At 64.2% G+C, this 24577-nt stretch carries 21 protein-coding genes and 1 riboswitch; of the genes, 14 read left to right on the forward strand and 7 right to left on the reverse strand.

What is annotated here, in order from left to right; all coding sequences use genetic code 11:
• Positions 1-161: 161 nt before the first annotated feature.
• The 8 genes from rfaD to AWY79_RS05300 all read left to right on the forward strand — a co-directional run bounded on the left by rfaD (position 162) and on the right by AWY79_RS05300 (position 10981).
• Entirely contained in the window at positions 162-1142 is a 981-nt protein-coding gene (gene rfaD, locus AWY79_RS05265) for an ADP-glyceromanno-heptose 6-epimerase (protein WP_066801258.1), read from the forward strand.
• 13 nt (positions 1143-1155) lie between these two features.
• Positions 1156-3543, forward strand: a complete 2388-nt coding sequence (locus tag AWY79_RS05270) for an LPS-assembly protein LptD (RefSeq protein WP_066801261.1) — start codon at positions 1156-1158, stop codon at positions 3541-3543.
• A 55-nt stretch (positions 3544-3598) separates the two neighbouring features.
• Positions 3599-5440, forward strand: coding sequence for a DNA mismatch repair endonuclease MutL (mutL, locus tag AWY79_RS05275; protein WP_066801263.1), 1842 nt, complete (start codon positions 3599-3601; stop codon positions 5438-5440).
• On the forward strand, positions 5440-6561 hold the full coding sequence (gene alr, locus AWY79_RS05280) for an alanine racemase (protein ID WP_078063622.1): 1122 nt from the start codon (positions 5440-5442) through the stop codon (positions 6559-6561). The genes mutL and alr overlap by 1 nt, the downstream gene beginning before the upstream one ends.
• A 61-nt stretch (positions 6562-6622) precedes the next feature.
• Entirely contained in the window at positions 6623-6844 is a 222-nt protein-coding gene (locus tag AWY79_RS05285; RefSeq protein WP_066807007.1) for a hypothetical protein, read from the forward strand.
• 369 nt (positions 6845-7213) lie between these two features.
• The gene (locus tag AWY79_RS05290; RefSeq protein ID WP_233491010.1) at positions 7214-8986 is read left to right on the forward strand and encodes a sensor histidine kinase; all 1773 of its coding nucleotides are present in this window, start codon (positions 7214-7216) and stop codon (positions 8984-8986) included.
• Positions 8987-9025: 39 nt separating this feature from the next.
• Positions 9026-10264, forward strand: a complete 1239-nt coding sequence (locus tag AWY79_RS05295) for an inorganic phosphate transporter (protein WP_066801268.1) — start codon at positions 9026-9028, stop codon at positions 10262-10264.
• Positions 10265-10306: 42 nt separating this feature from the next.
• Entirely contained in the window at positions 10307-10981 is a 675-nt protein-coding gene (locus tag AWY79_RS05300) for a DUF47 domain-containing protein (protein ID WP_066801271.1), read from the forward strand.
• A gap of 76 nt (positions 10982-11057) precedes the next feature.
• On the opposite strand, the gene AWY79_RS05305 is transcribed toward AWY79_RS05300, so the two are convergent.
• Positions 11058-11522 carry a YbaY family lipoprotein gene (locus AWY79_RS05305; RefSeq protein ID WP_066801274.1) on the reverse strand — a complete coding sequence of 155 codons (465 nt, stop codon included), beginning with the start codon at positions 11520-11522 and terminating at the stop codon, positions 11058-11060.
• A 292-nt stretch (positions 11523-11814) separates the two neighbouring features.
• Between AWY79_RS05305 and AWY79_RS05310 the strand changes: the two genes are divergently transcribed.
• Both AWY79_RS05310 and AWY79_RS05315 read left to right on the forward strand, forming a co-directional pair.
• Positions 11815-12138 (forward strand): tetratricopeptide repeat protein, encoded by a 324-nt coding sequence (locus AWY79_RS05310; RefSeq protein WP_066801277.1) that lies wholly within the window; start codon positions 11815-11817, stop codon positions 12136-12138.
• Positions 12139-12140: 2 nt separating this feature from the next.
• Positions 12141-12821, forward strand: coding sequence for an HD-GYP domain-containing protein (locus AWY79_RS05315; protein WP_078063623.1), 681 nt, complete (start codon positions 12141-12143; stop codon positions 12819-12821).
• Between the two features lie 569 nt (positions 12822-13390).
• Here AWY79_RS05315 and AWY79_RS05320 read toward each other — a convergent pair.
• From AWY79_RS05320 to AWY79_RS05340, 5 genes are all read right to left on the reverse strand, one after another.
• Complete coding sequence (locus tag AWY79_RS05320; RefSeq protein ID WP_066801280.1) at positions 13391-14266, reverse strand: Mrp/NBP35 family ATP-binding protein; 876 nt, start codon at positions 14264-14266, stop codon at positions 13391-13393.
• A gap of 113 nt (positions 14267-14379) precedes the next feature.
• Positions 14380-14577, reverse strand: a complete 198-nt coding sequence (locus AWY79_RS19300; RefSeq protein WP_233491011.1) for a NifB/NifX family molybdenum-iron cluster-binding protein — start codon at positions 14575-14577, stop codon at positions 14380-14382.
• 322 nt (positions 14578-14899) lie between these two features.
• Positions 14900-16216 (reverse strand): sigma-54 interaction domain-containing protein, encoded by a 1317-nt coding sequence (locus AWY79_RS05330; protein ID WP_066801283.1) that lies wholly within the window; start codon positions 16214-16216, stop codon positions 14900-14902.
• Between the two features lie 202 nt (positions 16217-16418).
• On the reverse strand, positions 16419-17078 hold the full coding sequence (gene hypB, locus AWY79_RS05335) for a hydrogenase nickel incorporation protein HypB (RefSeq protein ID WP_066801286.1): 660 nt from the start codon (positions 17076-17078) through the stop codon (positions 16419-16421).
• A 15-nt stretch (positions 17079-17093) separates the two neighbouring features.
• Positions 17094-17441: a hydrogenase maturation nickel metallochaperone HypA gene (locus AWY79_RS05340; RefSeq protein ID WP_078063624.1), complete on the reverse strand. Its 348-nt coding sequence runs from the start codon at positions 17439-17441 to the stop codon at positions 17094-17096.
• A 517-nt stretch (positions 17442-17958) separates the two neighbouring features.
• Positions 17959-18106, forward strand: a riboswitch (FMN riboswitch).
• 123 nt (positions 18107-18229) lie between these two features.
• Between AWY79_RS05340 and ribB the strand changes: the two genes are divergently transcribed.
• From ribB to ilvD, 3 genes are all read left to right on the forward strand, one after another.
• A complete protein-coding gene (ribB, locus tag AWY79_RS05345; protein WP_066807014.1) occupies positions 18230-18964 on the forward strand; it encodes a 3,4-dihydroxy-2-butanone-4-phosphate synthase in 735 nt (244 codons plus the stop codon).
• A 272-nt stretch (positions 18965-19236) separates the two neighbouring features.
• Entirely contained in the window at positions 19237-19479 is a 243-nt protein-coding gene (locus tag AWY79_RS05350; protein ID WP_066801290.1) for a hypothetical protein, read from the forward strand.
• Between the two features lie 220 nt (positions 19480-19699).
• Positions 19700-21361 carry a dihydroxy-acid dehydratase gene (ilvD, locus tag AWY79_RS05355; RefSeq protein WP_066801292.1) on the forward strand — a complete coding sequence of 554 codons (1662 nt, stop codon included), beginning with the start codon at positions 19700-19702 and terminating at the stop codon, positions 21359-21361.
• Positions 21362-21422: 61 nt separating this feature from the next.
• On the opposite strand, the gene AWY79_RS05360 is transcribed toward ilvD, so the two are convergent.
• Positions 21423-22229, reverse strand: a complete 807-nt coding sequence (locus AWY79_RS05360) for a substrate-binding periplasmic protein (RefSeq protein WP_066801295.1) — start codon at positions 22227-22229, stop codon at positions 21423-21425.
• Between the two features lie 450 nt (positions 22230-22679).
• Here AWY79_RS05360 and AWY79_RS05365 point away from each other — a divergent pair, with 450 nt between their 5' ends.
• A complete protein-coding gene (locus AWY79_RS05365; protein ID WP_066801298.1) occupies positions 22680-24548 on the forward strand; it encodes a methyl-accepting chemotaxis protein in 1869 nt (622 codons plus the stop codon).
• Positions 24549-24577 lie beyond the last annotated feature (29 nt).

The following is a 24577-nucleotide window of genomic DNA, read 5'->3' on the forward strand; positions in this document are numbered from 1 at the left end:
AAATAGTAGTCGGTCGCAACAACGATTAAGGCACATAGTACCAGAATATGCGCGGTTGTCTAGGAAAACGCGCGGGTTCTTGCGGTTGCGTCCTGGCCATGAACACAGTATGTAAAGACGTTTACGCCGCAAGGGCGTCATCGAGAAAGCAAGGGGAAGCCATGTACATAGTCACCGGCGGCGCGGGATTCATCGGCAGCGCCATGGTCTGGAAGCTCAACACCATGGGCATCGACGACATTCTGGTGGTGGACAATTTGTCCACCAGCGAGAAGTGGAACAACCTGGTGGGCCTGAAATATCAGGATTACCTGCACCGCGATCAGTTCCTCAAGTTCATCCTCGAAGGGGACGACCCGTTCGAGACCGACGCCGTGGTCCACATGGGCGCGTGCTCCTCCACCACCGAATTGAACGCGGACTTCCTGATGGAGAACAACTACCGCTTCACCCAGTACGTCTGCCGGTTCTGCATGGAGCACGGGGCGCGGTTCGTGAACGCATCGTCCGCCGCCACCTACGGCAACGGCGAGTGCGGCTTCGACGACAACCATGACGGCATCGACCGGTTGCGCCCCCTGAACATGTACGGCTACTCCAAGCAGCTCTTCGACCTCTGGGCCAAGGACGCGGGCATCCTCGACCAGATCGTTTCGCTCAAGTTCTTCAATGTCTTCGGCCCCAACGAGTACCACAAGGACGACATGCGCTCGGTCATCTGCAAGGCGCACAGCCAGATTCTGGAGACCGGCAAGCTCAAGCTGTTCAAGTCCTACCGCCCGGAGTATCCGGACGGCGGCCAGAAGCGGGACTTCGTGTACATCAAGGACTGCGTGGACATCATGGCCTGGTTTTTGGAGAACCGGGACAAGGGCGGCATCTTCAACATCGGTACGGGAACTGCAAGAACATGGAATGATTTGGCGAATGCGGTTTTTGCCGCCATGGACCGCGAGCCGGTCATCGAGTACATCCCGATGCCGGAGACGATCCGGGACAAATACCAGTATTTCACCCAGGCGAACATGGACAAGCTCAAGGCGGCAGGCTGCCCGGTGGAGATGACTTCCCTGGAGGATGGGGCCGCGGATTACGTCCGGAATTACCTGGACAAAGACGACAGATACCTCAGGTCCAGATAGCCGAGAGGTCTTTTTGCGACGCAAGTTCACCCGCATATCCCTGGCCGCCCTGGCGGTCCTGGTCCTGACGCTCTGCCTGCCGTGGACGCTCATCGGCAAGCAGCCCGAGCTGAACAGGGTCAGGAAATACGTGCCGGACACGCCGGTCCAGGCCCCGGACCAGGACGAGTGGACCTTTTCCGCGGACCGGGTGGTGGGCGACCACACCAGCGAGTACGTGGAGGCGTTCGGCAACGTCTCCCTGAGCCTGGGCGAGGACCAGCTGCGGGCGGACTTCGCCCGCTACTACCGGAACACGGGCTGGGTCTTTCTCAAGGGCGACATCCGGGCCCACTGGGGCGGTGATTTTCTCCAGGCCGACGAAGGCGAGTTCGACCTGAACAACATGACCGGCTGGCTCAAGAACGGGAAGCTGTTCATGGCCAAGCCGCACATCTACGTCGAGGCCGAGCGCGTGGGCAAGGCCGTGGGCGACTCCTACACCTTCAAGAACGCCAAGGTGACCTCCTGCTCCGGCGACCGGCCCGCCTGGTCCGTGACCTCGGAGGAGGGCGACGTCAACCTGGACGGTCGCATCCAGCTCTACCGCTCCGCATTCCGCGTCAAGAACGTGCCGGTCTTCTTCTGGCCCTACATGGCCCTGCCGGGGCGCCGCGAGCGGCAGAGCGGCTTCCTCATGCCCTACGTGTCCTCGTCCGAGAAGCTCGGCTTCCAGCTGAACATGCCCTACTACTGGGTCATCGACGACGAGATGGACGCCACCTTCTACCAGAACTACATGTCCAGGCGCGGCTACATGCAGGGCGTGCAGTTCCGCCACACCGAGGACGCCTCGACCAAGGGGCTGTGGCAGGTGGACATCATGAACGACCAGCGGCGGGCCACTTCGGAATACGACGAGTGGAAGGGGTACCAGGGCGACGGCCTGACCAGGCCCAACAGCGACCGCTGGTGGGTGCGCAGCAAGTACGACGGCTGGCTCGGCAGCCCCCGGTGGCAGGTCAAGCTCGACCTGGACGTGGTCTCGGACCAGAACTACCTGCGTGACTTCCAGCACGGCCCCACCGGGTTCGAGCGCTCCCGCGAGGAGTTCCTGGACGAGTTCGGCCGCGACATCGAGAACAAGGACTCCCTGCACCGGCTGAGCAAGGCGTACGTCAGCCGCAGCTGGGACCGCTTCGGCGTGGTGGGCTTCGCCCAGTACGACGAGAACCTGGCGTTCATGAACGGCAACGGCAGGGACGGCGAGAACGACACGGTCCAGACCCTGCCCGAGCTGAACGCCTTCGCCTTCCAGCAGTCCCTGCCCGGCGGGCTGGAAGGGGCGTTCGACGCCAAATACGATTATTTCTACCGCGAGTACGGCAACTCCGGCCATCGCTTCGAGGCCAAGCCGGAACTGAAGCTGCCGCTCAAGAGCGACTACCTGACGGTCATCCCGTCCCTGGCCCTGGACCACACCTCCTACAGCCTGACCTCGCACGAGGATACCGGCAACATGTCCGTGTCCGCCCCCGGCGGCAAGACCGCGGTCATCGACACCTCCAAGATCGAGGACGGCTACCAGAACCGGACCACCTGGACCGGCGGGTTCTCGGCCTTCTCCGAGATGACCCGGACCTTCTCCCTGGCCGACCTTCCCAAGGCGGACCCCGGCCTGGCCGGGACCTCCAGCTGGACGCGGCTCAAGCACTCGATCCAGCCCCGGGTGGACTACACCTACACCCCGAACCTGACCGGCCAGGAGAAGCTGCCCTATTTCGACACCGACGACCGGCTGGCCGGGAGCAACAAGGTCACCTATTCGCTGACCAACGTCCTGGACCGCCGCCGCGACAGCGTGATCCTGTCCCCCGGCTCCGACGACGAGCCCGTGGCCCTGGTCGCCCGCGACTACCTCGACTTCCTGATGTTCCGCCTGGAGCAGTCCTACGACTACAACGAGGCCAACCGGATGGACGAGCTGAACCTGTACAAGCGCAGGCCGTTCTCGGACGTCATGGCCGAGCTGAAGGTCAAGCCCGCCACCTTCGTGGACCTGCTGACCCGCAACTGGTTCTCGCCCTACCGGGGCGACATGACCCAGAGCGAGACCTCCATCCGGTTCTTCAAGGACGGGCTGGGCGAGATCACCCTGGGCTACGACTTCGTGAAGAGCCTCGACGAGTATCTGCGCACCCAGGACGACGACATGTCCATCATCCGCGTGGGCGGCAAGTGGCACATCAACGACACCTTCACCCTGAGCGCCATGTACCGCCACGACTTCATGGACGAGCAGGACCTGGAGCGCACCCTGCGCCTGGACTGGGCCGCCGAGTGCTACACCCTGTACTTCTCCTACAGCCAGAAGCCGGGCGACAACCGGTTCGAGGTCGGCTTCGACCTGCTGAACTTCTAGCCGCCGCGCCGGAACCGGGTTGCCCCGTCCGGCAGGGGGATTATCTATTATGGATATGAGCGCACCGTCCGAAATCCGCATCCTGCCCCCGGGGCTGAAGAACCAGATCGCCGCGGGCGAGGTGGTGGAAAGGCCCGCCAGCGTGGTCAAGGAGCTGGTGGAGAACGCCCTGGACGCCGGGGCCACCCGCGTGGACGTCGCCCTGGAGCAGGGCGGGCGTTCGCTCATGGTGGTCCAGGACAACGGCTCGGGCATCCCCGCCGCGCAGCTCAACCTGGCCGTGACCCGGCACGCCACCAGCAAGATCCGCGACCTGCGCGACCTCTCGGACATCGGCTCCTTCGGGTTCCGGGGCGAGGCGCTGCCGTCCATCGCCTCGGTCTCGCGCTTCGTCATGACCTCCCGTGCGACAGGCGCGGACGAGGCCGCCTTCATCGAGGTGCGCGGCGGCGAGGTGGCGGCGGAGGGGCCTGCGGCCCTGGCCTCCGGCACCCGCGTGGAGGTTCGGGACCTGTTCGCCAACATCCCGGCCCGGCTCAAGTTCCTGAAGACCGAGGCGACCGAGAACCGGCGCTGCCAGGACGCCCTGATGCGCGTCTCCCTGGCCCATCTTTCCACCGGCTTTTCCCTGACGCTCGGCGGGCGCGAAGCGTTTCGCCTGCCCCCGGACCAGACCCTGGCCGACCGGCTGGCCGCGTTCTGGCCTCCGGCCGTGACCTCGGCCCTGGCCCCCTTCGACTTCGAGCGCGACGGCTACCGGGCGCGCGGCGTGGCCGGTTCGCCCGCCACGGCCCAGGGGCGCGGCGACCGCATCCTGCTCTACGTCAACGGCCGCCCGGTCCAGGACAAGGTCATGCTCTCCGCCGTGCGCCAGGCGTACCGGGGCATGCTCCTGTCCCGCGAATACCCGCAGATCGTGCTCTTCCTGGACCTGCCCAGGGACCAGGTGGACGTCAACGTGCACCCGGCCAAGCTGGAGGTCCGGTTCATCGACGAGAGCCGCGTGTTCTCGGTCATCCGCAGCGGGGTCATGCAGGCGCTGTCCGGCACGGACGCCGAACTGGCGGGCGGCGCGCTTTCCGGGGGCGTGCACCCGGCGACCGGTTCCGGCGGCGCGGAGCCGTCCCGCGCACCGCACCGTCCCGCCCCCGTGGGCGACGGACCGAAATTTTCCACCTACCGCGCCTTCGAGGCGGACCGGGCCAGGTCCCTGGACCTGCCCCTGCCGCCCCCGCGCCCGTACTCCCCGTCCGGCGGAGAGGCGTCCCGTCGCGAAGACGGCCCGTTCCCCGGCGGAGCGCCCATGGTCCGCGAGCCGGGGCCGGACTCCCTGCGCCCGGCGAGTCTCAAGGGGCGGGGCATGACCTATCTCGGCCAGGTGGCGGACACCTATCTGGTCATCCGCCAGGGCGACGACCTGCTGCTGGTGGACCAGCACGCGGCCCACGAGCGGGTCATCCTGGCGGCCATGCGCGACCAGCGCAAGCGGGGCGACACCCAGCCCCTGGCCCTGGCCCTGGAGATATCCCTGCACCCGGCCGAGGCCGAGGTCCTGGCCGGGCTGCGCGAGGACCTGCGCTCCATGGGGTTCGTCATCGAGATGGACGGCCCGGCCAAGGCGCTGGTCCGGGGCATTCCCCCGACACTTGAAACCGGGAAGGCCAGGGAGTATCTGAAGGACGCCCTGGCGGAAAAGGCCGGGGGGCTGGACGACCTGTGGACCATGATGGCCTGCAAGACCGCCATCAAGGCCAACCAGCCGCTGGCAGTGGACGAGGCCCTGGCCCTGCTCGAAACATGGCTCGACACCCCGGAGCGCGAGTTCTGCCCCCACGGCAGGCCCGTGGTCCTGCGCTGGAGCCCCAACGATCTCGAAAAATTGTTCAAGAGAAAATAATGATCGACTACAACAAGCTGCGCGTTCGCATCCACCTCGACAACCTGCGCCACAACTACCGTCTCTTCACCGACCTCCACGACCGGGTCATCCCGGTCATCAAGTCCGACGCCTACGGCCACGGCCTGGTGGAGGTCGGCCGCGCCCTGGAGGCGGAGGGCGCGGACACCTTTGCCGTGGGGTTCGTCCACGAGGCGGCCAAGCTGCGCCGGTCAGGCTGCGCCAAGCGGATCATGGCCCTGCTCGGCCCGGTGGACGACGCGGACGTCCAGGCCCTCTGGGACCACGACATCCTGACCCCCATTTCCCATCGCGCCCAGCTTGAGCGCGTGGCCGAGGCCGCCGAGAAGAACGGTCCCCTGGCCATCGGCTTGAAGTTCGACACCGGCATGCGGCGGCTCGGTTTCCTGCCCGAGGAGGTGGACGAGGTCGCGGCCCTGCTGAAGGGGACCCGGCTGACCCCGGTCATGGCCACCTCCCACCTGGCCTCGGCGGACGTGCCGGGCAGGGAAGGGGAGGTCGCGTTGCAGGCCAAACGGTTCCAGGCCTGCCTGGACGGGCTGGCCCGCGCCGGGTTCGAGGTCGAGGCCAACCTGGCCAACTCCGCCGGGGGCATGGCCTTCGAGCACTGCCGGTTGGACTCCATGCGGCTCGGCATCGCGCTCTACGGCTGCGATCCCCTGGAGGGCAACGGCCCGGGCCTTGGCAAATTGCTCAAGCCCGCCATGGAGGTCTCCACCCCGGTCATGCAGGTCCATCCGCTGAAGAAGGGCGAGTCCATCAGCTACGGCTGGACCTTCACCGCCGAGCGCGAGTCCATGGTGGCCATCGTGGGCGTGGGCTACGCCGACAACTACAGCCGCTCCCTGTCCAACGCGGGCGAGATGGTCATCCACGGCCGCCGCGCGCCGATCCGGGGGAGGGTGTGCATGCAGATGACCGCGGTTGACGTAACCGACATCATAGGCGAAGGGATTGAGGTCCGGCCGGGCGACGAAGCCTGGCTCCTGGGCGGTCCGGGCGCGAACCCGATCACCCCCGAGGACCTGGCCGGGTGGTGGGGGACCATCACCTACGAGGCGTTCTGCCTGCTGGGGCAGAACCCGCGCGAATTTTTGTGATCTTGAACCGAACCTGAACGAACAACGCGAGGCCGCCCGAAGGCGGCCGGGGAGCATGGAAATGCCTGCAGTACAAGACGACGAATGGGTCGTGGCCGAGAGCTACCCCGTCAAGGAAATGGAAACCAACGGCGTGACCCCGGACTGGGTCGCGGGCAAGTGGTACGACGTGGCCGAGGACATGGCCCTGATCCCGGAGAACAACGTGCGGCTCATCATCGAGAACGGCGTCTGCCGGGTGGAGGTCTCCACCTACCTCATGGAGTGCGTTCGCGGCTTCTAGCCGTCAGCGCGTCCGGGAGCGAAGGCCCGGTCCCCGATGCGGGGGCCGGGCTTTTCTGTGGGAAGTGGGGCGCGAGCGACAAATTCGTGGTTTTTTCGGGCGGTCCTGGCCCGGCCCGAACGGGGCTCGCACCCCCCTGTTTTTCTAACCTGCCGCCAGGCCGGAACTTCTTTTCCGAACGCCTGAATTTCCGTCTTTTTGTTGCCCCGTTTGTCACATAACTGTAACAAATGGAAACATTACAATTCAGTTACGATTGTGTTACACAGCGCACGCGTTCGGCGAAAGAGGTACTTGATCAGGTTGATCAACAATGTAACCGCTGAACGCGCCATCAAGGACGAGGCAATGAAACTGCGCTCTTTTCAGATGCGGATCCTGTTGTGGACCTGGGGGTTGCTCCTCATGGCCATGGCCGTGATCTTCTTCTACTCCACGAGCATCGTGGGCGACGAATTGGTCACCGAAGCCGAGATCAGGACCAGGCACCAGATCGAGGCCATCGAATGGCTCATCCGGGATCACCCGCTGTTCGAGTCCGAAAAGGACTTCGCGGAGTGGCTGGACGCCCTTGCCTTCAAGCTCAATTCACGGATCACCTACATCGTCGACGGCCGCGTGGTGGCCGATTCCGAAGTGCCCTTCGCCGATCTCGGCACTTTGGACGACCACAGCCATCGGCCCGAGGTCGTGGCCGCTCTCAAGGACGGATGGGGGGTCAACTCCCGCCATTCCGACACTCTGGAGAAGGAGATGCTCTACGTGGCCCGGCAGTTCCCGGGGGTGCCCGCCGTGGATGAGGGCGTGCTGCGCATGGCCGTGCCGTTCTCCCACGTCAGCGCGCGGCTCAACCTGCTGCGGTCCAACCTGATCTGGATTTTCCTCTCGACCTTCGGCGCGGCGGTGCTCCTGAGCATGTTCATGTCGCGCAACATGGGCCGCGAGATCCGGGCGTTCTCCGAGCTGGCCCGGTCCATCGGCGAGGGCGACTACTCGAAGAGGCTGCGCGTCCTGCCCGGCGGCGAGTTCAAGCCCCTGGCCCACGCGGTCAACGCCATGGCTCAGTCCATCGAGCGCAACATCGAGCTGATCAAGGACCAGAAGGGACAGCTCCAGGCCGTGTTCGGCGGCATGCGCGAGGGCGTCCTGACCCTGGATTCCAACGGGCGCATCGAGTCCTTCAACACCGCTCTCGACGACATGTTCAACATCCCGGAGACGGCCGTGGGGCGTTCGCCCATCGAGGTCATCCGGCGGTACGAGATACAGGACCTGGTGGACCGGGTCCTTGCCGACCCCTCGGAGCAGGCGCGTTCCATCCAGATCGACATCATGGACACGCGCACCGTGGAGGTCTCGGCGGAGCGGTTCCTGGACCAGAACGGCGTGCGCAAGATCATCCTGGTCTTCTACGACATCACCGAAATGAAGCGCAGCGAGAAGAGCCTCAAGGACTTCGTGGCCAACGCCTCGCACCAGTTGCGCACCCCCCTGACCTCCATCAAGGGATACACCGAGACCCTGCTCGACATGCCCCCGGCGGACCCCGCCGACGGGCGGCGGTTCCTGGAGACCGTGCTCAAGAACGCGGACCACATGGACAAGGTCATCTCGTCCATGCTGGCCCTGGCCAAGTCCGAGCAGGCGGGCAAGCGGCTCCGGCTCGGCCCGCTGTCCGGGCGCGAGCATCTGTCGCGGGCCATCGACGACCTGGCCGTGTGGGCCGGGGAGCGGTCCGTGACCTTCCGCACCCGGACCCCGGAAGACGAAATGTACGTCATGGGCGAGACCGACGGGCTGCTGCACGTCTTCCACAATCTGCTGAACAACGCCGTGAAATACTCGCCCCACGGCGGGGTGATCACGGTCAGCGCAGAGGACGACGGCGAGTCCATCGTCTTTTGCGTGGAAGACCAGGGGCCGGGCATATCAAGGGAACATTCCACCAAGGTGTTCGAACGGTTCTACCGGGTGGACGAGAATACTATAGACGGCTCCGGCAGCGCCGGGCTCGGCCTGGCCATCTGCCGCCGCATCGTCAAGAACTTCGGCGGCGAGATTTGGCACGACGGGTACGGCGAGGATGTTCGGGGGGCGCGGTTCTGCTTCCGCCTGAACAAGCCTGCGGAGAAGACGCCGTAGGCAATCTCTAACCAATTCCCTCGGAAGAGGGGCGTTACGATGGATATCTACGATCTGTTCCTATACATGTCCGTGGGGGCCGGGTTCCTCATGGCGTTCAACCTGGGAGCCAACGACGTGGCCAACTCCATGGCCTCGGCCGTGGGCGCCCGGGCCATCACCGTGAAGCAGGCCGTGTTCATTGCGGGCATCCTGAACTTCATCGGCGCGGTCTTTCTCGGCTCTCACGTGACCGCGACCATCAGCAAGGGGATCATCAACCCCGACGTGATCACCGATCCCAAGCTGATCATGATAGGCATGTTCGCCGCGCTCCTGGCGGCCGGGCTGTGGGTCCTGGTGGCCACGTTGACGTCGTTGCCGGTCTCCTCCACGCACTCCATCGTCGGGGCCATCATGGGCTTCGGCCTGGTGGCGGGCGGGCCGGACGTGGTCAACTGGCTCAAGATGGGCGGCATCGTCCTGTCCTGGATCATCTCCCCGTTCTTCGCCGCCGCCATCGCCTACTTCATCTTCACCCACATTCGAAAATACATCCTCTTCAAACGAAACTTCATTCACCAGGCCAAGGTATGGGCGCCCATCTGGGTGGCCATCACGCTGTCCATGATCTCCCTCTCGTTCCTGTACAAGACCCCGGCCGGCAAGTCCCTGGGGCTGCACTGGCTGAGCTCCCTCGGCATCGCCGCCGCCCTGTCCTTCCTGGCCTGGCTCGGCGCCCGCATCTTCGTGGCGCGGTTCGTCATGGACGAGGAGGAGGGGGCCGAGGGCGTGGAGCGGGTCTTCCGCAAGATGCAGGTGGGCACGTCCTGTTACGTGGCCCTGTCCCAGGGCGCCAACGACGTGGCCAACGCCATCGGCCCGGTGGCGGCCATCTACCTGATCGCCAAGGAGCACAAGCTGCTGGCCACCGCCGCCGTGCCCTGGCCCATGCTCGTGCTGGGCGGCCTGGGCATCGCCGTGGGCATCGCCGTCCTGGGCCACAAGGTCATGTCCACCGTGGGCGAAAAAATCACCACCCTGACCAATACGCGCGGATTCGCCGTTGACTTCGGCGCCGCCTCCACCGTATTGGTCGCCTCCAACCTTGGACTGCCGGTCTCCACGACCCATGCCGCCGTGGGCGGCGTGGTCGGCGTGGGTCTGGCGCGCGGCTTTTCGGCGGTCGACTTTCGCGTGCTCCTGCGCATCGTCGCCTACTGGATCGCCACCGTCCCCATCGCCGCCCTGACCAGCATTGTTATCTTTGTGCTGCTCAAATGGTTGTGTTACGGCTAGGTTACGAAACTGCAAAAACCCCTTTCAACGAGGTCGCATGATATGTCTTTGAGAATTCCCTTCTTCGGTTTGCTCGGCAACCGTTCCCCCATGGAAGGCCTTGTCGAGCACTACGACAAGATCGCCGAGTGCATCGCAGCCATCGACGACTCCCTGGAGTGCTACGTCTCCGGCGGCATGTGCCGCGAGTTCGAGGAGTTGACCAAGGCCGTGGACGAGATCGAGAACCACGCCGACTCGATCAAGCGGAACATCCGCAACCACCTGCCCAAGGGGCTCTTCATGGCCGTGGAGAAGCACCTGTTCCTGTCCTACACCAAGAGCCAGGACAATATCCTGGACGCGGCCCAGGACGCCTTGCACTGGCTGGCCATGCGCCCGGTGCTCATTCCCGAGGAAATCCAGAAGGGGATGATCTACCTCCTGGATTCCGTGGCCAAATGCACCGTGCTGCTCGGACCGGCGCTCAAGTCCACCATCGCCCTGACCAACGGCGAGTCCCTGGACCGCGAGGGCACCAAGGAGTGCTACCGCAAGGTCCGGCGCGAGCGCGACGAGGTCCGCCGCCAGAAGAACGATCTGCAGAAGAAAATCTACCAGATGGACATTGATTTCAAGGACATCTACCAGCTCATCCACTTCGTGGACTGCCTCGACAACATGGGCCACAACACGGAGAATTGCGCGGAGCTGCTGCGCTCCATGATCGCGCGGTAGACGGGGCGCCGAGCGCGTTCCCCAAACATTTCACGGCACGGCCAAAGGCCCGGCGTTTTCTCGCGCCGGGCCTTTTTTATCGGGTCTTCTTGGAGGGAGGGACGACCTGAATCTCCACCGGTTCGTCCTCTGGCTGGGCAAAGGGATCGATGCGCGCGCTCCCGGCAAAGAGCACCTGGCCGTTCAGCTCGATGCGCGCGGCCAGGGCGTAGCGCAGCCGCTGGTGGATCTTGGCCGGGTCGTAGCGCAGCACCGCCGGAAAGGGCGGGGCGGCCTGGACCGGGATAAAGGTGGAGGCCACGGTGCGGTCCGTCGGGTCCAGCCGGGAGAGGTCCTCCAGGGACAGGAACAGGGTGCAGCGCGGGGGCAGCAGCATCCGCGCGCGGTAGGTCACCGAGGCCCGCAGCTGGGCCGTGGCCGCCGGGTCGACGGCGGGGCCTTCGGTCCGCTTTTCGGCGCATCCGGCACCCAGAAGAAGGGCCGGAAGCAGGGCCAGGAGCGTGGCGGTCCACAGGACCGGTCCGGGGATCGTTCGTTTCATCGCACCTCCATCGTTGCGGCATCCTACATCTTTTCATTCTCCCTTTCCAGTGGCGGGGGACGCCCTCGGGACCCTTGAATTTCCGTGCGGAAAAGTCTTGATATTGAAAATCAGTTTCAATACACTGCGCCCATGCCGAATGTCCCAGTCCGACCTCGATCCGTTGTCCGAGTGTTCCTTCCCGCCGTGCGCCGTCCCGCCGTTTCGGGTCCGCTTTCCGCCGGGCGATGTACCCGCCGGTCCGCCAGGGGCGAGGCCGGTGTCCATCAACCCAACCCGAAGGAGTACTGCCATGAGCTCGCTGAAGAAACTCGGACTGCTGAACCGCCAGGGAATGCTCGCCTGCAACGAAGGCCGTTGCCAGGACGCCCTGTTCCAATTGACCCAGGCCGACCGGCTGGCCCGGTCCATGGAATCTCCGCTGCACGAAGCCAAGGTGCGCAACAACATGGGCGTGGTCTACCAGATGAACGGCAAGTTCGAGGAGGCGCGCGTCTGCTTCCGCATCGCCGCCGACCGCGCCGTGGCCGGAGCCGGGGACGGCAATTGCCTGCACCGGACCATCAACCGCAACCTGGACAACCTGCTCACCCGGTCCAAGGGCGCGGAGGCCTAGGCATGTCCGCATTTCAGTCGGCCTCGGCAGCGGTCCATTCGCTGTCGAGGCCGGAACGCGACTGGGCGTCCTCCAACCATTGCATCACCACCGCCCTGCACCAGTTCGCGGAGTCGCTGGGCAATGCCATCGACGCCAAGGACCCGCACACGTCCATGCACTCCGACGAGGTGGCCGAGGTGTCCCGCGTCCTTGCCCTGGCCATGGGGCTGCCCCGGCGCGCCGCGGACATCATCCACGTGGCGGGCCACCTGCACGACATCGGCAAGATCGGCGTGCCGGATTCGGTGTTGCGGAAAAAAGGCCCCCTGGACACCACGGAGTGGCGCGCCATCCGCAACCACCCGGAGGCCGGGGCCGCCATCCTCCAGCCCGTGGCCGCCCTGCGCGACCTCGGCGTGGTGGACATGGTCCTGCACCATCACGAGCGATGGGACGGCAAGGGGTATCCGCACGGCCTCAAGGGCACCATGATCCCGCTCGGCGCGCGGATCATCAGCGTGGCCGACACCCTGTCCGCCATGCTCCAGGACCGGCCCTACCGCAATGCATTGTCAATGGACCGCGCGTGCGGAGAAATCTCAGGCTGCGCCGGAACCCAGTTCGACCCCACCGTGGTCGTGGCCTTCCGTTCCGCATTCGACGACATTCGGCGCCTGGTCACGCCGCCCGGCGAGGGATGACGCGGAGCTGCCGGCGACCTGGATGCCGTCGAGGGAAGCCTCCGGCGGCTGGGGCGCTGCCCCAGACCCCGCCAGGGAACCCTTTGAAAAGGGTTCCCTGGACCCTCCCAAACTTTTTGTCGCTCGCTTCGCTCGGGTCCGTGCGGGCGCGGAGGGTCGAGTTTTGGGGGAGGTGGAAGGGGGAGGTGTGCGGTTTGGCGGGAGTGTCGGCGGGTGGCGGGGATGCGGTGTCCCTGATGGTTCGCGCCGGACGTCTGCGGCGCGCGGTCAGCCGCCCGGCGCGAACCATCCGGGACGGTTGCCCACGCCGCCGGACCGGACGGGGGCCAAGGGAAAGTGTCAGGGCGGCGTGTTAAAACTCTGGAAAGGAAGAGGCCTTATCTTGAACCTCGAACCTCGCGAAGCGACCCAAAAAGTTTGGGAAAAGGAGGGGATGGGGGTCCGGGGGAAGGGGAGGAAACAACCCTTTTCAAAGGGTTTTTCCTCCCCTTCCCCCGGCCGCCGGAGGCGCAAAAAAAAAGGGCGGACGCGCGCAGCGCGTCCGCCCTTTTTGATGGCTGATGGCCCGGCTACGCCTTGGGCGGGTCGGGGAGGGAGAGGATGGGCTGGATGATTTGTTCCATGGCTTGTCCGGTGGCGGTATCGCGGTGGACCTTCATGAAGGGGAACCCTTCGTCGCCGGAGTCGGCCACGGCGGGGTCGAGGGGGATGCGTCCCAGGAACCGGACGCCCGCTTCCTTGGCCAGTTCCTCGCCGCCGCCGGACTTGAAGATGTTGTGCACCTTGCCGCAGTCGGGGCAGGCGAAGCCGGACATGTTTTCAACGATGCCGAGCACGCGGTTGCCCACTTCGCCCACAAAGGACACGGACCGGCGCACGTCGTCCACGGCCACGCCCTGGGGGGTGGTGACGATGACGGCCATGGCGGTGGGGCCGAGGGTCTGGAGGGCGGACAGCGGTTCGTCGCCGGTGCCGGGGGGACAGTCGACCACGAGGAAGTCGAGGTCGCCCCACATGACGTCCTCCACGAACTGCTTGATCAGGCCGATCTTGACCGGTCCGCGCCAGATGACGGCCTGTCGGTCGTCGGGCAGCATGAAGCCCAGGGACATGACGGACAGGTTCCTGGACCAGGGCACCGGCTCCATGATCTGGTCGCCGATGTGCGGCTGCTGGCCCTTGAGGGAGAGAAGCCGGGGCACGCTCGGGCCGTGCACGTCCACGTCCAGCAGGCCGACCTTCTTGCCGGCCAGGGACAGGGCCACGGCGATGTTGGCGGCCACGGTGGATTTGCCCACGCCGCCCTTGCCGGACATGACCACGATCTTGTGCTTGATGCGGCTCAGGGTTTTTTGCAGTTTCTGCTCTTCGGGGTTGTCGCAGCCGTTGGCGCTGGAACAGCTCCCGTCAGGTGCGGCAGACGCACATCCTTCACAACCACTCATAGGATTCTCCTGAAATAGGGCGGCTCAGGGCCGCCTTTGAAAGTACGCGCAGATCCCGGACCAGCGGACGGTCGCGTCCGGGTCCGAGAGAGATAACCATCGGCGGGAAAATGTCAAACTGATGCGCCGGGCATGGCCAGCTCGGCCAGCGACCCGTGCAGATAGCCGTCGACTACCTGGCCGAGGGAGCCGGTGAGCCACGGGATGACTTGGATTCCGGCTTCTTCGAGGGCTTCGCGGGTGCGGTTGCGGATGGCGCCGCACAGAAAAATGGTTACCCCGCAGGCCAATATGGCGGATGTCCTGTCCATAGGGTCCTTTGAGGGAAGGGATAGGAGGCCTGCGGGGTAAGATTTATGATCGCGTATTTCAAATAACTTGTAGCCGTCCGCGTTCTCGCACACGGAGGCCAACCGGTCCTGGTAGCACGCCAGGCAGATGAGCTTGGCGGAATCCACTTTCATCATCACTCTCCAAAAAACTCTCCGGCAGGACCCTGACCGATTGATGGCAATAGAGCATAGATCGTGCCAACAGAAATATTGATTTATTACAGTGTGTTAGGTTTAAGCGATATGGGCATTTGGGCGAATAATTCGCCATTACCGCAAGGAAGGTGGACGAAAAATTCGCCTATTTGTCGGAGAGGAGCCGTCGCAGGGTGTCCTTGGTGATGCCCAGCTCGCGGCAGGCGGCCATTTTTTTCCCGTTGTTGCGTTTGACGGCCTGGCGCGCGGCGCGGCGCTTGATGGCCTCCATGGTGCCGGACAGGCCCGCCGACCGGGGCGAGCCCTTGGCCGGGTGCAGGTATTCCGGGAGGTGTTCCACCTGGATGAACCCGTCCGCGCAGAGGATGAAGGCGTATTCGAGGATGTTTTCCAGCTCGCGGACGTTGCCGGGGAAGTCGTGGCGCAGGAGCACGGCCATGGCGTCTTCGCTCACGCCCTGGATGGATTTGTTGCGCAGCCCGTTGAATTCCTGGAGGAAGTGGTCCACGAGCAGGGGCAGGTCCTCCTGCCGCTGGGTCAGGGGCGGCAGGGTCAGGGTGACCACGTTGAGGCGGTAGAAGAGGTCCTGTCGGAAGGTCCCCTCGGCCACGGCGTCCTCCAGGTTGCGGTTGGTGGCGGCCACCACGCGCACGTCCGCGCGCACCTGGGAGACCCCGCCGAGCGGCTCGAAGGTCTTGTCCTGGAGGAAGCGGAGCAACTTGACCTGGAGGTTCTGGGGCATGTCGCCGATCTCGTCCAGAAAGACCGTGCCGCCGTCGGCCAGTTCGAACCGGCCCGGCTTGTCCGTGCGCGCCCCGGTGAACGCGCCCGCCTTGTAGCCGAACAGCTCGGATTCCAGCAGGGTGTCGGGCAGCGCGCCGCAGTTCACGGCCACGAACGGCCCTTCCTTGCGCGGGCTCAGGGAGTGGATCGCCTTGGCGAACAGCTCCTTGCCGGTGCCGCTCTGGCCGAGCAGCAGGGTGGTGGCCTCGGATTCGCTGATCTGCGGCAGGATGCGGAAGATCTTGTCCAGGGCCTGGCTGCGGCCCACGATGTTCTCGAACCGGTAGATGTCCTTGGCCTGCTGGCGGGAGACGTGGATCTCGGTCAGGTCGCGGAAGGTCTCCACCCCGCCGACCACGTTGCCGTCCCGGTCCTTGAGGGGCGAGGCCGAGATGGACACGGGCAGGGTGGTGCCGTCCGAGCGGACGATGAAGATGGACTTGTTGACGATGCGCCCGCCGTGCTCGATGCACGCGCCCAGCGCGCACTGGCCGTCGCACAGGGAGGAGCGGAACACGTCCCAGCACTTGCGCCCCAGGGCGTCGTCCCCGGTTATCCCGGTGATCCGCTGGGCCGCCCCGTTGAAATAGGTCACGTTCCAGTCCGCGTCCACGGTGAACAGCCCGTCGGCGATGGAGTCGAGCACGTCCTCGAGCGGCAGGTTCTTCGGAAAGGACATGGTGCCACCCTACATCCCCCGGAATCCCTTGCCAAGAAAAACCGGGCGAAAAATTCGCCCACACATTTGTGGATGATCAAAAAAAGAAACCCGTCCGAAGACGGCCCGCGATGGCGGCAGAGGCTTTCGAGAGTTGGGTGGCCGGGCATGAAAAAAGCCGCCCGGAGGCGGCTTTGAAAACAAACAATCGGCGTTGTCGGACTTAGAGCTTCTCGGCCCGCTTTTTGCGGAGCCAGTCATACCACTGGTCCATGTTCTCGCCGGTGCGGGCGGAGATGGGCATGACCTCGATGTCCTTGTTCAGCTTCTTGGCGTGGTTGGTGGCCTTGTCCAGGTCGAAGTCCACGTAGGGCAGCAGGTCGGTCTTGTTCAGGAGCATGACCGCGGAGATGTGGAACATGAAGGGATATTTCTCGGGCTTGTCGTCGCCCTCGGCCACGGACAGCAGGGTGACCTTGTAGTCTTCGCCCACGTTGAACTCGGCGGGGCAGACCAGGTTGCCCACGTTCTCCACGAACAGGATGTCCAGCCCGTCGGTGTCGATGGCCTTGAGCGCGTCCATGACCATGCCGGAATCGAGGTGGCAGCCGCCCTCGGTGTTGATCTGCACGGCCTGGGCGCCGGTGGCGGCCACGCGCTGGGCGTCGTTGTCGGTCTGCAGGTCGCCCTCGATGACCGCCATCTTGAATTCGTCCTTGAGCTCGGTCAGGGTGCGCTCGAGCAGGGTGGTCTTGCCCGCGCCGGGCGAGCTCATGAGGTTCAGGCAGAGGATCTTCTTGACCCGGAACTTGTTCTGCAGTTCTTCGGCCAGCCGGTCGTTGGCCTCCAGCACGTTGCGGACTATGGTCACTTCCTTGGACATGTCAACTCCTTGAATTTACTGCTGGTCGTCCACTTCGATGGAGGCTATGAGCAGTTCCTTGCCTTCCAGGACCTGGTGCCCCAGGAGGGCGTCGCATTTGGGACAGGGCATGCACCGGTTGTGCTCGGGGCTGAACACCTCGCCGCACTCGCCACACGCCACCTTCACCGGCACTTCGATCACTTCCAGCTCCGCGCCGTCGAACTCCCCGCCGGGAATGAGCGCTTCCCAGGCGAATTGCAGGGCTTCGGTGACCACCCCGGCCAGACGGCCGTTTTTCAGGGTCACCTTCTTGAGCTTGTGGCCTTCATGCTTGACCATCTCTTCGCGCAGGATGCCGAGGATGGACTCTACGATAGACATTTCATGCATGGCGAGAGCAGTACACCGATTTCCAGACAGGGGCAAGGGGGGTGGGCGGCGGCTTCCGATAGCTGGCCATTCGCACATTTTTTCCGGGGGCTTTCATCCTCACGTAGGTCGACTACGCTGCGGTGAAAGCCCCCCGGAAGAAAATGCACGCCTGACCAACTCTCAAAAGCCTCGGTACGGCACGGGCTCTCGTTGGGTAAGTCGTGCGGCAACCCGCTGTCGGATGTCGGTGACATCCGAGTCGCTCAGAGAGTCGGGAGGCCCAACTCGTTTTCTGCCCATACTTGGAGCGCCTCGGTTGGCCACGCCAACCGACAGCGGCTCTCAAACGGAGGGAGGCTGGGAAGAGTGGGTCGGATGTGGATTTCCCGAGGGGGTGTTTGACCGCAGCGTACACCCGGTACGTGAGGATCAACCACCCCCTCGAAAATTCGCAGACGGCCCGCTATCCCCAGCCGGCGCACCAAAAAGAGTTGACGACCGAAGACGTTACATTTACGTTCGCACCACTTGTTCTCAGGGCGGGGTGGAAGTCCCCACCGGCGGTGATCTGGTTCGCCAGAGAGCCCGCGAGCGCCCCTCCGGGTGGAGGGGGTCAAGCAGACCCGGTGCGATTCCGGGGCCGACGGTAACAGTCCGGATGAAAGAGAATAAGGCAGTCCCGCATCCGTCGCCGGGCGTACTTCGCCTCGGCCGACGCCTGCCGCGACGGCGCTCTTGCGTCCGTCTGCCTGTCTACGCGCCCTGATTCATTCATACTCTTCTAAAGGAGATTCATGATGGATCAGCCTATCCTCAAACAGTTCGGTGGCCCTATCTCGCGGGTCGAGAAAGCGCTCAAGTCCCTTCGCAAAGGGGGCGGCGTCCTGGTCACGGACAACGCCGACCGCGAAAACGAAGGCGACCTGATCTTTGCCGCCGAAACGCTGACCAAAGACCAAATGGCCATGCTCATCCGGGAATGCAGCGGCATCGTCTGCCTCTGCATGACCGAGGAAAAAGCCCGCCAGCTCGACCTGCCCATGATGGTCGAGGACAATTCCAGCCGGTACGGTACCGCGTTCACCGTCTCCATCGAGGCGGCCGAGGGCGTGACCACCGGCGTGTCCGCCGCCGACCGCGTGACCACGATCAAGGCGGCTGCGGCTCCTGGAGCCAAGCCGACCGACCTGCACAAGCCCGGCCACGTGTTTCCGCTTTGCGCCCGCCCCGGCGGCGTGCTGGAGCGCGGCGGCCACACCGAGGCCACCGTGGACCTCACCCGGCTGGCCGGACTGGCCCCCTGCGGCGTGCTCTGCGAACTGACCAACCCGGACGGCACCATGGCCAAGCTCCACGAGATCGTGGCCTTCGCCATCAAGCACCAGATGGCCATGTGCACCGTCCAGGACATCATCGCCTACCGCGAACACATCGGCGATACCAACGCCGAAATGGTCGTGCCGGAAAACTCGTCCGCACTGAGCAAGGCCACCCGGACCTTCCCCCGCAGCACCTTCGCCGCGGGCCGGTAGACGTCCGCACGACACCCTCAACCCTCTCCTCCTAAAACCCAAGCCCCCGCCGTTTCGCCCGGCGGGGGCTTTTTTTGGGAATGCCTCCGGCGGCCAGAGGGGGAAACTTTCGAGAAAGTTTCCCCCTCTGGACTCCCCCTTCAAAGCTTTTTGTCGCTCGCTTCGCTCGGGTGCGTGCGGGGGCGGGTGGTGACAGGGGAGGGATGACCGGATAAAAGAGGTTGAATCGGTTATACGTATTGCGTTTGAAATTCGATAACAGGAGATTCGCCATGGGCCACGATCTGAACCAGCTGCACCACCTCGTTGAACTCAGTATGAGGAGCACTCATACCGCCACACTCGTCATTGCCGGGCTGTTTTATGTACTCAACGACAAAGGGGTGCTGAGCAAGGAAGAGTTCGAGTCCGTCATCGACATCGCCGCGAATAGCGCTGGCGAAAATCCCTCGGACGGCGCACTCAAGCAGGAGATAAGGGGGTTCGGTCGAGATGTTGGGGGCCTCCTGAAATAGTTCGGCCCTATACATGCCTTCCGCCGAAGGCGGCGATAAAAAGTTTTGGAAGGGAGAGGGGATGGGGGTCCGGGGGAAGGGGAGAGGGAAACCTTTTCCAAAAGGTTTCCCTCTCCCCTTCCCCCGGCCGCCGGAGGCATCTTCCTCAAAAAAGTTGACAGCCCGGCCTGATCGGTAGTGAACTGTGCATCCGATTTTTCTTTAACCGAGAGGTATCCTGATGCGTAGCAAGAAGATGACTGGTGGATTGGAGAAGGCCCCGCACCGTTCGCTGTTGTATGCGAGCGGGTTGTCCAAGGAGGAGATGGACAGGCCGCTGATCGGCGTATGCAACGCCCAGAACGAGATTATCCCCGGTCATGTTCACCTGGACACCATTGCCGAGGCCGTGAAGGCGGGCATCCGCATGGCGGGGGGCACTCCGCTGGAGTTTCCGGCCATCGGCGTGTGCGACGGGCTGGCCATGAACCACGAGGGCATGAAGATGTCCCTGCCCAGCCGCGAGATCATCGCCGATTCCGTGGAGATCATGGCCACGGCGCATCCCTTCGACGCCCTGGTCTGCATTCCCAACTGCGACAAGATCGTGCCCGGCATGCTCATGGCCATGCTGCGGCTGAACATTCCGGCGGTGATCGTCTCCGGCGGCCCCATGCTGGCCGGGCACAAGCGGACCTCGGACCTGATCACCGTGTTCGAGGGCGTGGGCAAGGTCCGCGCGGGCAAGATGACCGAGGAGGAGCTGGAGGAATACACGGCGGGCGCCTGTCCCACCTGCGGTTCGTGCTCGGGCATGTTCACGGCCAACTCCATGAACTGTCTTTCCGAATCCATCGGCCTGGCCCTGCCCGGCAACGGCACCATCCCGGCGGTCATGTCCGCCCGCATCCGGCTGGCCAAGAAGGCGGGCATGCAGGTCATGGAGATGCTGGAGCGGAACATCCGCCCGCGCGACATCGTCACCGAGAAGTCGGTGCACAACGCGGTGACCATGGACATGGCGCTCGGCTGCTCCACCAATACCACCCTGCACCTGCCCGCGCTGTTCGCCGAGGCCGGTCTGGATCTTTCGCTGCACATGTTCAACGAGGTCAGCATGAAGACCCCGAACCTCTGCAAGCTCGCCCCGGCCGGGCCGCACTACATGGAGGAGCTGGAGGAGGCCGGAGGCATCCCCGGCGTCATGTCCGAGCTGGCCAAGCGCGACCTGCTCAACCTGGACGTCATGACCGTGACCGGCAAGACGCTGGGCGAGAACCTGAAGGAAATGAACGCCCGCGTGACCAATCACGAGATTGTTCGGCCCATCGACAACCCGTACTCCGAGGAAGGCGGCATCGCCATCCTGTACGGCAACATCGCGCCGGAAGGATGTTGCGTGAAGCAGTCCGCAGTGGCCCCGGAGATGATGCGGAACACCGGCACGGCGCGGGTGTTCAACAGCGAGGAGGAGGGCGTGGCCGCCATTCTGGGCAACGAGATCAAGCCCGGCGACGTGGTGGTCATCCTGTACGAAGGTCCCAAGGGCGGCCCCGGCATGCGCGAGATGCTGACCCCGACCTCGGCCATTTCCGGCATGGGGCTGGGCGAGTCCGTGGCGCTGATCACCGACGGCCGGTTCTCCGGCGGCACGCGCGGCGCGGCCATCGGCCATGTCTCGCCCGAGGCCGCTGCGGGCGGCCCGGTGGGGTTGATCCGCGAGGGCGACCGCATCGAGATCGACATCCCGGCCCGCAAGATCAACCTGCTGGTGGACGACGCCGAGCTCGAGGCCCGCAAGAAGGACCACAAGCCCCTGGTCAAGGAGGTCTCGTCGCCCTTCCTGCGGCGCTACGCCAAGCTGGTCACCTCGGCCTCGCGCGGTGCGGTGTACGAAAAATAGTTCGCGACGGCGCGGCAAGAGAAAGGCCGGTCCCGGATTTCCGGGGCCGGCCTTTTTGCGTCTATCGGTTGTTGCCGAGCCAGGGACAGCGCGTGTCCGTGGGCGGCTTCAGGCCGGGGAACCAGCGCTGGATGATCCGCTTGAACGTCCCGTCCGCCCTCATCCCCTCGAACGCCTTCTGCCAGGCGGTCACGGTCTCGGGCGCGGTGGCGTGCGACAGGGCGATGTAGAGGTCCACCTCCTTGAGCGGGAAGACCTCCACGAAATTCTCCGGGTCCACCCCGGCCGTCTCGGCAATGCCCGCCAATCCGGTGTTGCTGCCCACGATGAGGTCCAGCCTCCCGTACTCCAGCTTGCGGTAGATGCTGTCTTCGCTGGCGGACCGTTCCAGGTTGGTGAAGCCGTGGTCCTCCAGGAACCGGTCGCGGGCGTCGTTGATATAGGTGCCTATGGCCCGGACCTGGCGCGCGTCGTCCAGGCTGCGGATGACGATGCCCGATCCCTTGCGGGCCATGAAACTCCACTGCACGCGGAAGATCGGCCCCACCCAGTGGAACAGGGCGTCGCGCTCCTTGGTCCGGGTGGTGGGGAACAGGGCCACGTCGGGCCTCGCCAGGGCGACAGAGTAGCCCCGCGCCCACGGCGTGGGTTCGATCTCCGCGTGGATGCCGGACCGGTCCATGATCTCCTGCACGATTTCCACGGCCCAGCCTGTGAGGTTGCCGTTTTCGATGCGTGCGGAGCGCGCGGTCAGCTCGGCCAGAACCCGCAATTCCTTGGCCCGCGCCTGGCCGGGCAGGAGCAGGAGGAAGCCCAAAGCCGCCCACAGCGCGGTCTGAGACAGTGTGTGAAACCGGGAGGTGCGCATGTGGGCTTTCCTACCAGAGATAGTCGGAATAGGCACCCTCCCGGGAGGGGGTCCCTCCGATTTTTTGCAAGGGCGCAGAAACGAGAAAGGCCCCCAAGAGGGGGCCGTATTTTCTCGGTGCAAAAAGAAGGAAGATACTTTCAATTAAGCAGAAGTCGTGCCAAAGTATGTTACGGTCGTGTTAAATAGGTTTTATCAATTCATTACAACCTGTTGACGGTTTTTGAAGAGATGTGGGCCGAAGGACGCCGAAGGAAGAGGGGTTCAATAATTTTGACTCGCGCGGAAAAAACCGGCGGATGGTCCAAATATTTGGTCCTCGTGAGCGAACACAGGGAGGCCGGGAATCCGTTTGTTTTATATACTCGGCATAAATGTAAATTTGCAATGGCATAAAATGATGATTCAGCTATATGAATGTCTTATAAACCCGCAATCAAGGAGCGGATCATGCAGCTTAAGAATATCGGTATAGGTCAACGGCTGGTGGCGGTACTCGCCTTTTTCATGGTGGCTCTGGTGATCTTTTTTCTTGTATCCGTGTCCATCGGCACCAAGGCCCTGACCCTGTCCACGGTGGGCGACACCCTGGGGCAGAACGCCCGGACCGTGACGGCCACCCTGGACGGCTGGGTCGATGACCAGAAGACCTTTCTCGGCTTGGCGGCCACTTCCCAAGCCGTGATTGATGCCGCCAACGGTGGCGACTGGGAAACCGCCACCGCCTGGCTCAAGCGTGCCAAGGCCCAGGACCCCATGCTGGAATCGCTCTTTGTCCACGACGCCAAGGGCATCAGCGTGGTCACCACCAACGAGGGCGGACGGGGCCAGGACTACAGCTCCCGCCCCTACTATACGGCCATCATGAAGGACGGGAAGGAATCGTACATCTCCGAGATCACCCTCTCCCCGGCCACCAACAAGCCGCGTATCGCCTTTGTCCGGGCGGTGAAGAGCGAAGGCAGGACCGTCGGTTACGTGGGCATGTCCATTCAGGGCGAGGCCTTCAGCGATTTCCTCGCACCCATCAAGGTCGGTGCCAACGGCTACTGTTTCATGTTCGACCATTCCGGCAAGATCCTGGCCCACCCTGACCAGAAGCTTATTTTTCAGGACCTGAGCAAGTACCATTTCATCCAGACAGGCATTAAGGATAAGAACGGCTTCATCGAGTATGACTGGAACGGCGAGGTCAAGTACATGGCCTTCAGCCAGGTCAGGTCCACCGGCTGGATAGTGGCCCTGACCGCCGAACGGTCCGACTACCTGACCGAGGCGACCCGGCTCCAGAACCAGCTGATCATCGTGGGTACCCTTGCCCTGCTCGTCATCCTCGGCCTGGTCTACTACATCATCCGCAAGCTGGTCTCCAAGCCGCTCGGCATCATCGTGGAGAAGTCCGAGAAGGTCAGCAGGGGCGATCTGTCCGTTGACTTTTCCGGCAGTTTCAGCGGCGAACTGGCGCGGCTACGCGACTCCTTCGAGACCATGGTCGAGAGCCTTCACGAGGTGGTCGAGAACATCCAGTCCGGCAGCGAGAACGTGGCCTCCGGCGCCGAGGAACTTTCGGCCACGGCCCAGGCCCTGGCCCAGGGCGCGACCCAGCAGGCCTCGGGCGTCGAGCGGCTGTCCAGCGCCATCGAGCAGATGACCTCCTCCATCGACGCCACCGCCTCCAATGCCCGTGAAACCGAGGCCCTGGCCTCCCAGGCCGCCGAGGACGCCCAGGAAGGCGGCGAGGCCGTGGCCGAGGCCGTGTCCGCCATGGGCGACATCGCCGAGAAGATCTCCATCATCGAGGAGATCGCCCGCCAGACCAACCTCCTGGCCCTGAATGCCGCCATCGAAGCGGCCCGCGCCGGCGAGCACGGCAAGGGGTTCGCCGTGGTCGCCGCCGAAGTGCGCAAGCTGGCCGAACGATCCGGCATAGCCGCCAGCGAGATCAGCACCCTGTCCTCCTCTTCCATGGCCGTGGCCGACAAGGCCGGGAAGATGCTCGAAAAGCTCGTGCCAGACATCCAGCGGACCGCCGACCTGATCCGTGAGATCACCGCTTCCACCCAGGAGCAGAACACCGGAGCCAGCGACATCAACACCGCCACCATGGAACTCGACCGCGTCATCCAGCAGAACGCGGCAGCGTCCGAGGAAACCTCCTCCACCTCCGAGGAGCTGTCCGGACAGGCCGTCCAGCTGCAGCAGATGATCGGCTACTTCAAGCTGCGCCAGGGACAAGGCGACGTGCGCATCAGCAAGACCGTGGTCCGGCGACAGCCCCCGGCTCTCGAAGCCGCGGACGACGAGTTCGAAAAGTTCTAGCGGCACGCGCGCCCCACCAATAAAAAAAG

Source organism: Pseudodesulfovibrio indicus (genome assembly GCF_001563225.1).
GTDB lineage: Bacteria > Desulfobacterota > Desulfovibrionia > Desulfovibrionales > Desulfovibrionaceae > Pseudodesulfovibrio > Pseudodesulfovibrio indicus.

Coding starts and splice junctions, on each gene's coding strand:
- mutL (WP_066801263.1), top strand. CDS start 3,599: ATGAGCGCACCGTCCGAAATCCGCATCCTGCCCCCGGGGCTGAAGAAC.
- AWY79_RS05305 (WP_066801274.1), bottom strand. CDS start 11,522: ATGAAACGAACGATCCCCGGACCGGTCCTGTGGACCGCCACGCTCCTG.
- AWY79_RS05330 (WP_066801283.1), bottom strand. CDS start 16,216: ATGTCCTTTCCGAAGAACCTGCCGCTCGAGGACGTGCTCGACTCCATC.
- AWY79_RS05350 (WP_066801290.1), top strand. CDS start 19,237: ATGGGCCACGATCTGAACCAGCTGCACCACCTCGTTGAACTCAGTATG.
- AWY79_RS05295 (WP_066801268.1), top strand. CDS start 9,026: ATGGATATCTACGATCTGTTCCTATACATGTCCGTGGGGGCCGGGTTC.
- alr (WP_078063622.1), top strand. CDS start 5,440: ATGATCGACTACAACAAGCTGCGCGTTCGCATCCACCTCGACAACCTG.
- AWY79_RS05290 (WP_233491010.1), top strand. CDS start 7,214: ATGCGGATCCTGTTGTGGACCTGGGGGTTGCTCCTCATGGCCATGGCC.
- AWY79_RS19300 (WP_233491011.1), bottom strand. CDS start 14,577: ATGGACAGGACATCCGCCATATTGGCCTGCGGGGTAACCATTTTTCTG.
- ilvD (WP_066801292.1), top strand. CDS start 19,700: ATGCGTAGCAAGAAGATGACTGGTGGATTGGAGAAGGCCCCGCACCGT.
- AWY79_RS05285 (WP_066807007.1), top strand. CDS start 6,623: ATGCCTGCAGTACAAGACGACGAATGGGTCGTGGCCGAGAGCTACCCC.
- AWY79_RS05315 (WP_078063623.1), top strand. CDS start 12,141: ATGTCCGCATTTCAGTCGGCCTCGGCAGCGGTCCATTCGCTGTCGAGG.
- rfaD (WP_066801258.1), top strand. CDS start 162: ATGTACATAGTCACCGGCGGCGCGGGATTCATCGGCAGCGCCATGGTC.
- AWY79_RS05300 (WP_066801271.1), top strand. CDS start 10,307: ATGTCTTTGAGAATTCCCTTCTTCGGTTTGCTCGGCAACCGTTCCCCC.
- AWY79_RS05320 (WP_066801280.1), bottom strand. CDS start 14,266: ATGAGTGGTTGTGAAGGATGTGCGTCTGCCGCACCTGACGGGAGCTGT.
- AWY79_RS05360 (WP_066801295.1), bottom strand. CDS start 22,229: ATGCGCACCTCCCGGTTTCACACACTGTCTCAGACCGCGCTGTGGGCG.
- AWY79_RS05310 (WP_066801277.1), top strand. CDS start 11,815: ATGAGCTCGCTGAAGAAACTCGGACTGCTGAACCGCCAGGGAATGCTC.
- ribB (WP_066807014.1), top strand. CDS start 18,230: ATGGATCAGCCTATCCTCAAACAGTTCGGTGGCCCTATCTCGCGGGTC.
- hypB (WP_066801286.1), bottom strand. CDS start 17,078: ATGTCCAAGGAAGTGACCATAGTCCGCAACGTGCTGGAGGCCAACGAC.
- AWY79_RS05365 (WP_066801298.1), top strand. CDS start 22,680: ATGCAGCTTAAGAATATCGGTATAGGTCAACGGCTGGTGGCGGTACTC.
- AWY79_RS05340 (WP_078063624.1), bottom strand. CDS start 17,441: ATGTCTATCGTAGAGTCCATCCTCGGCATCCTGCGCGAAGAGATGGTC.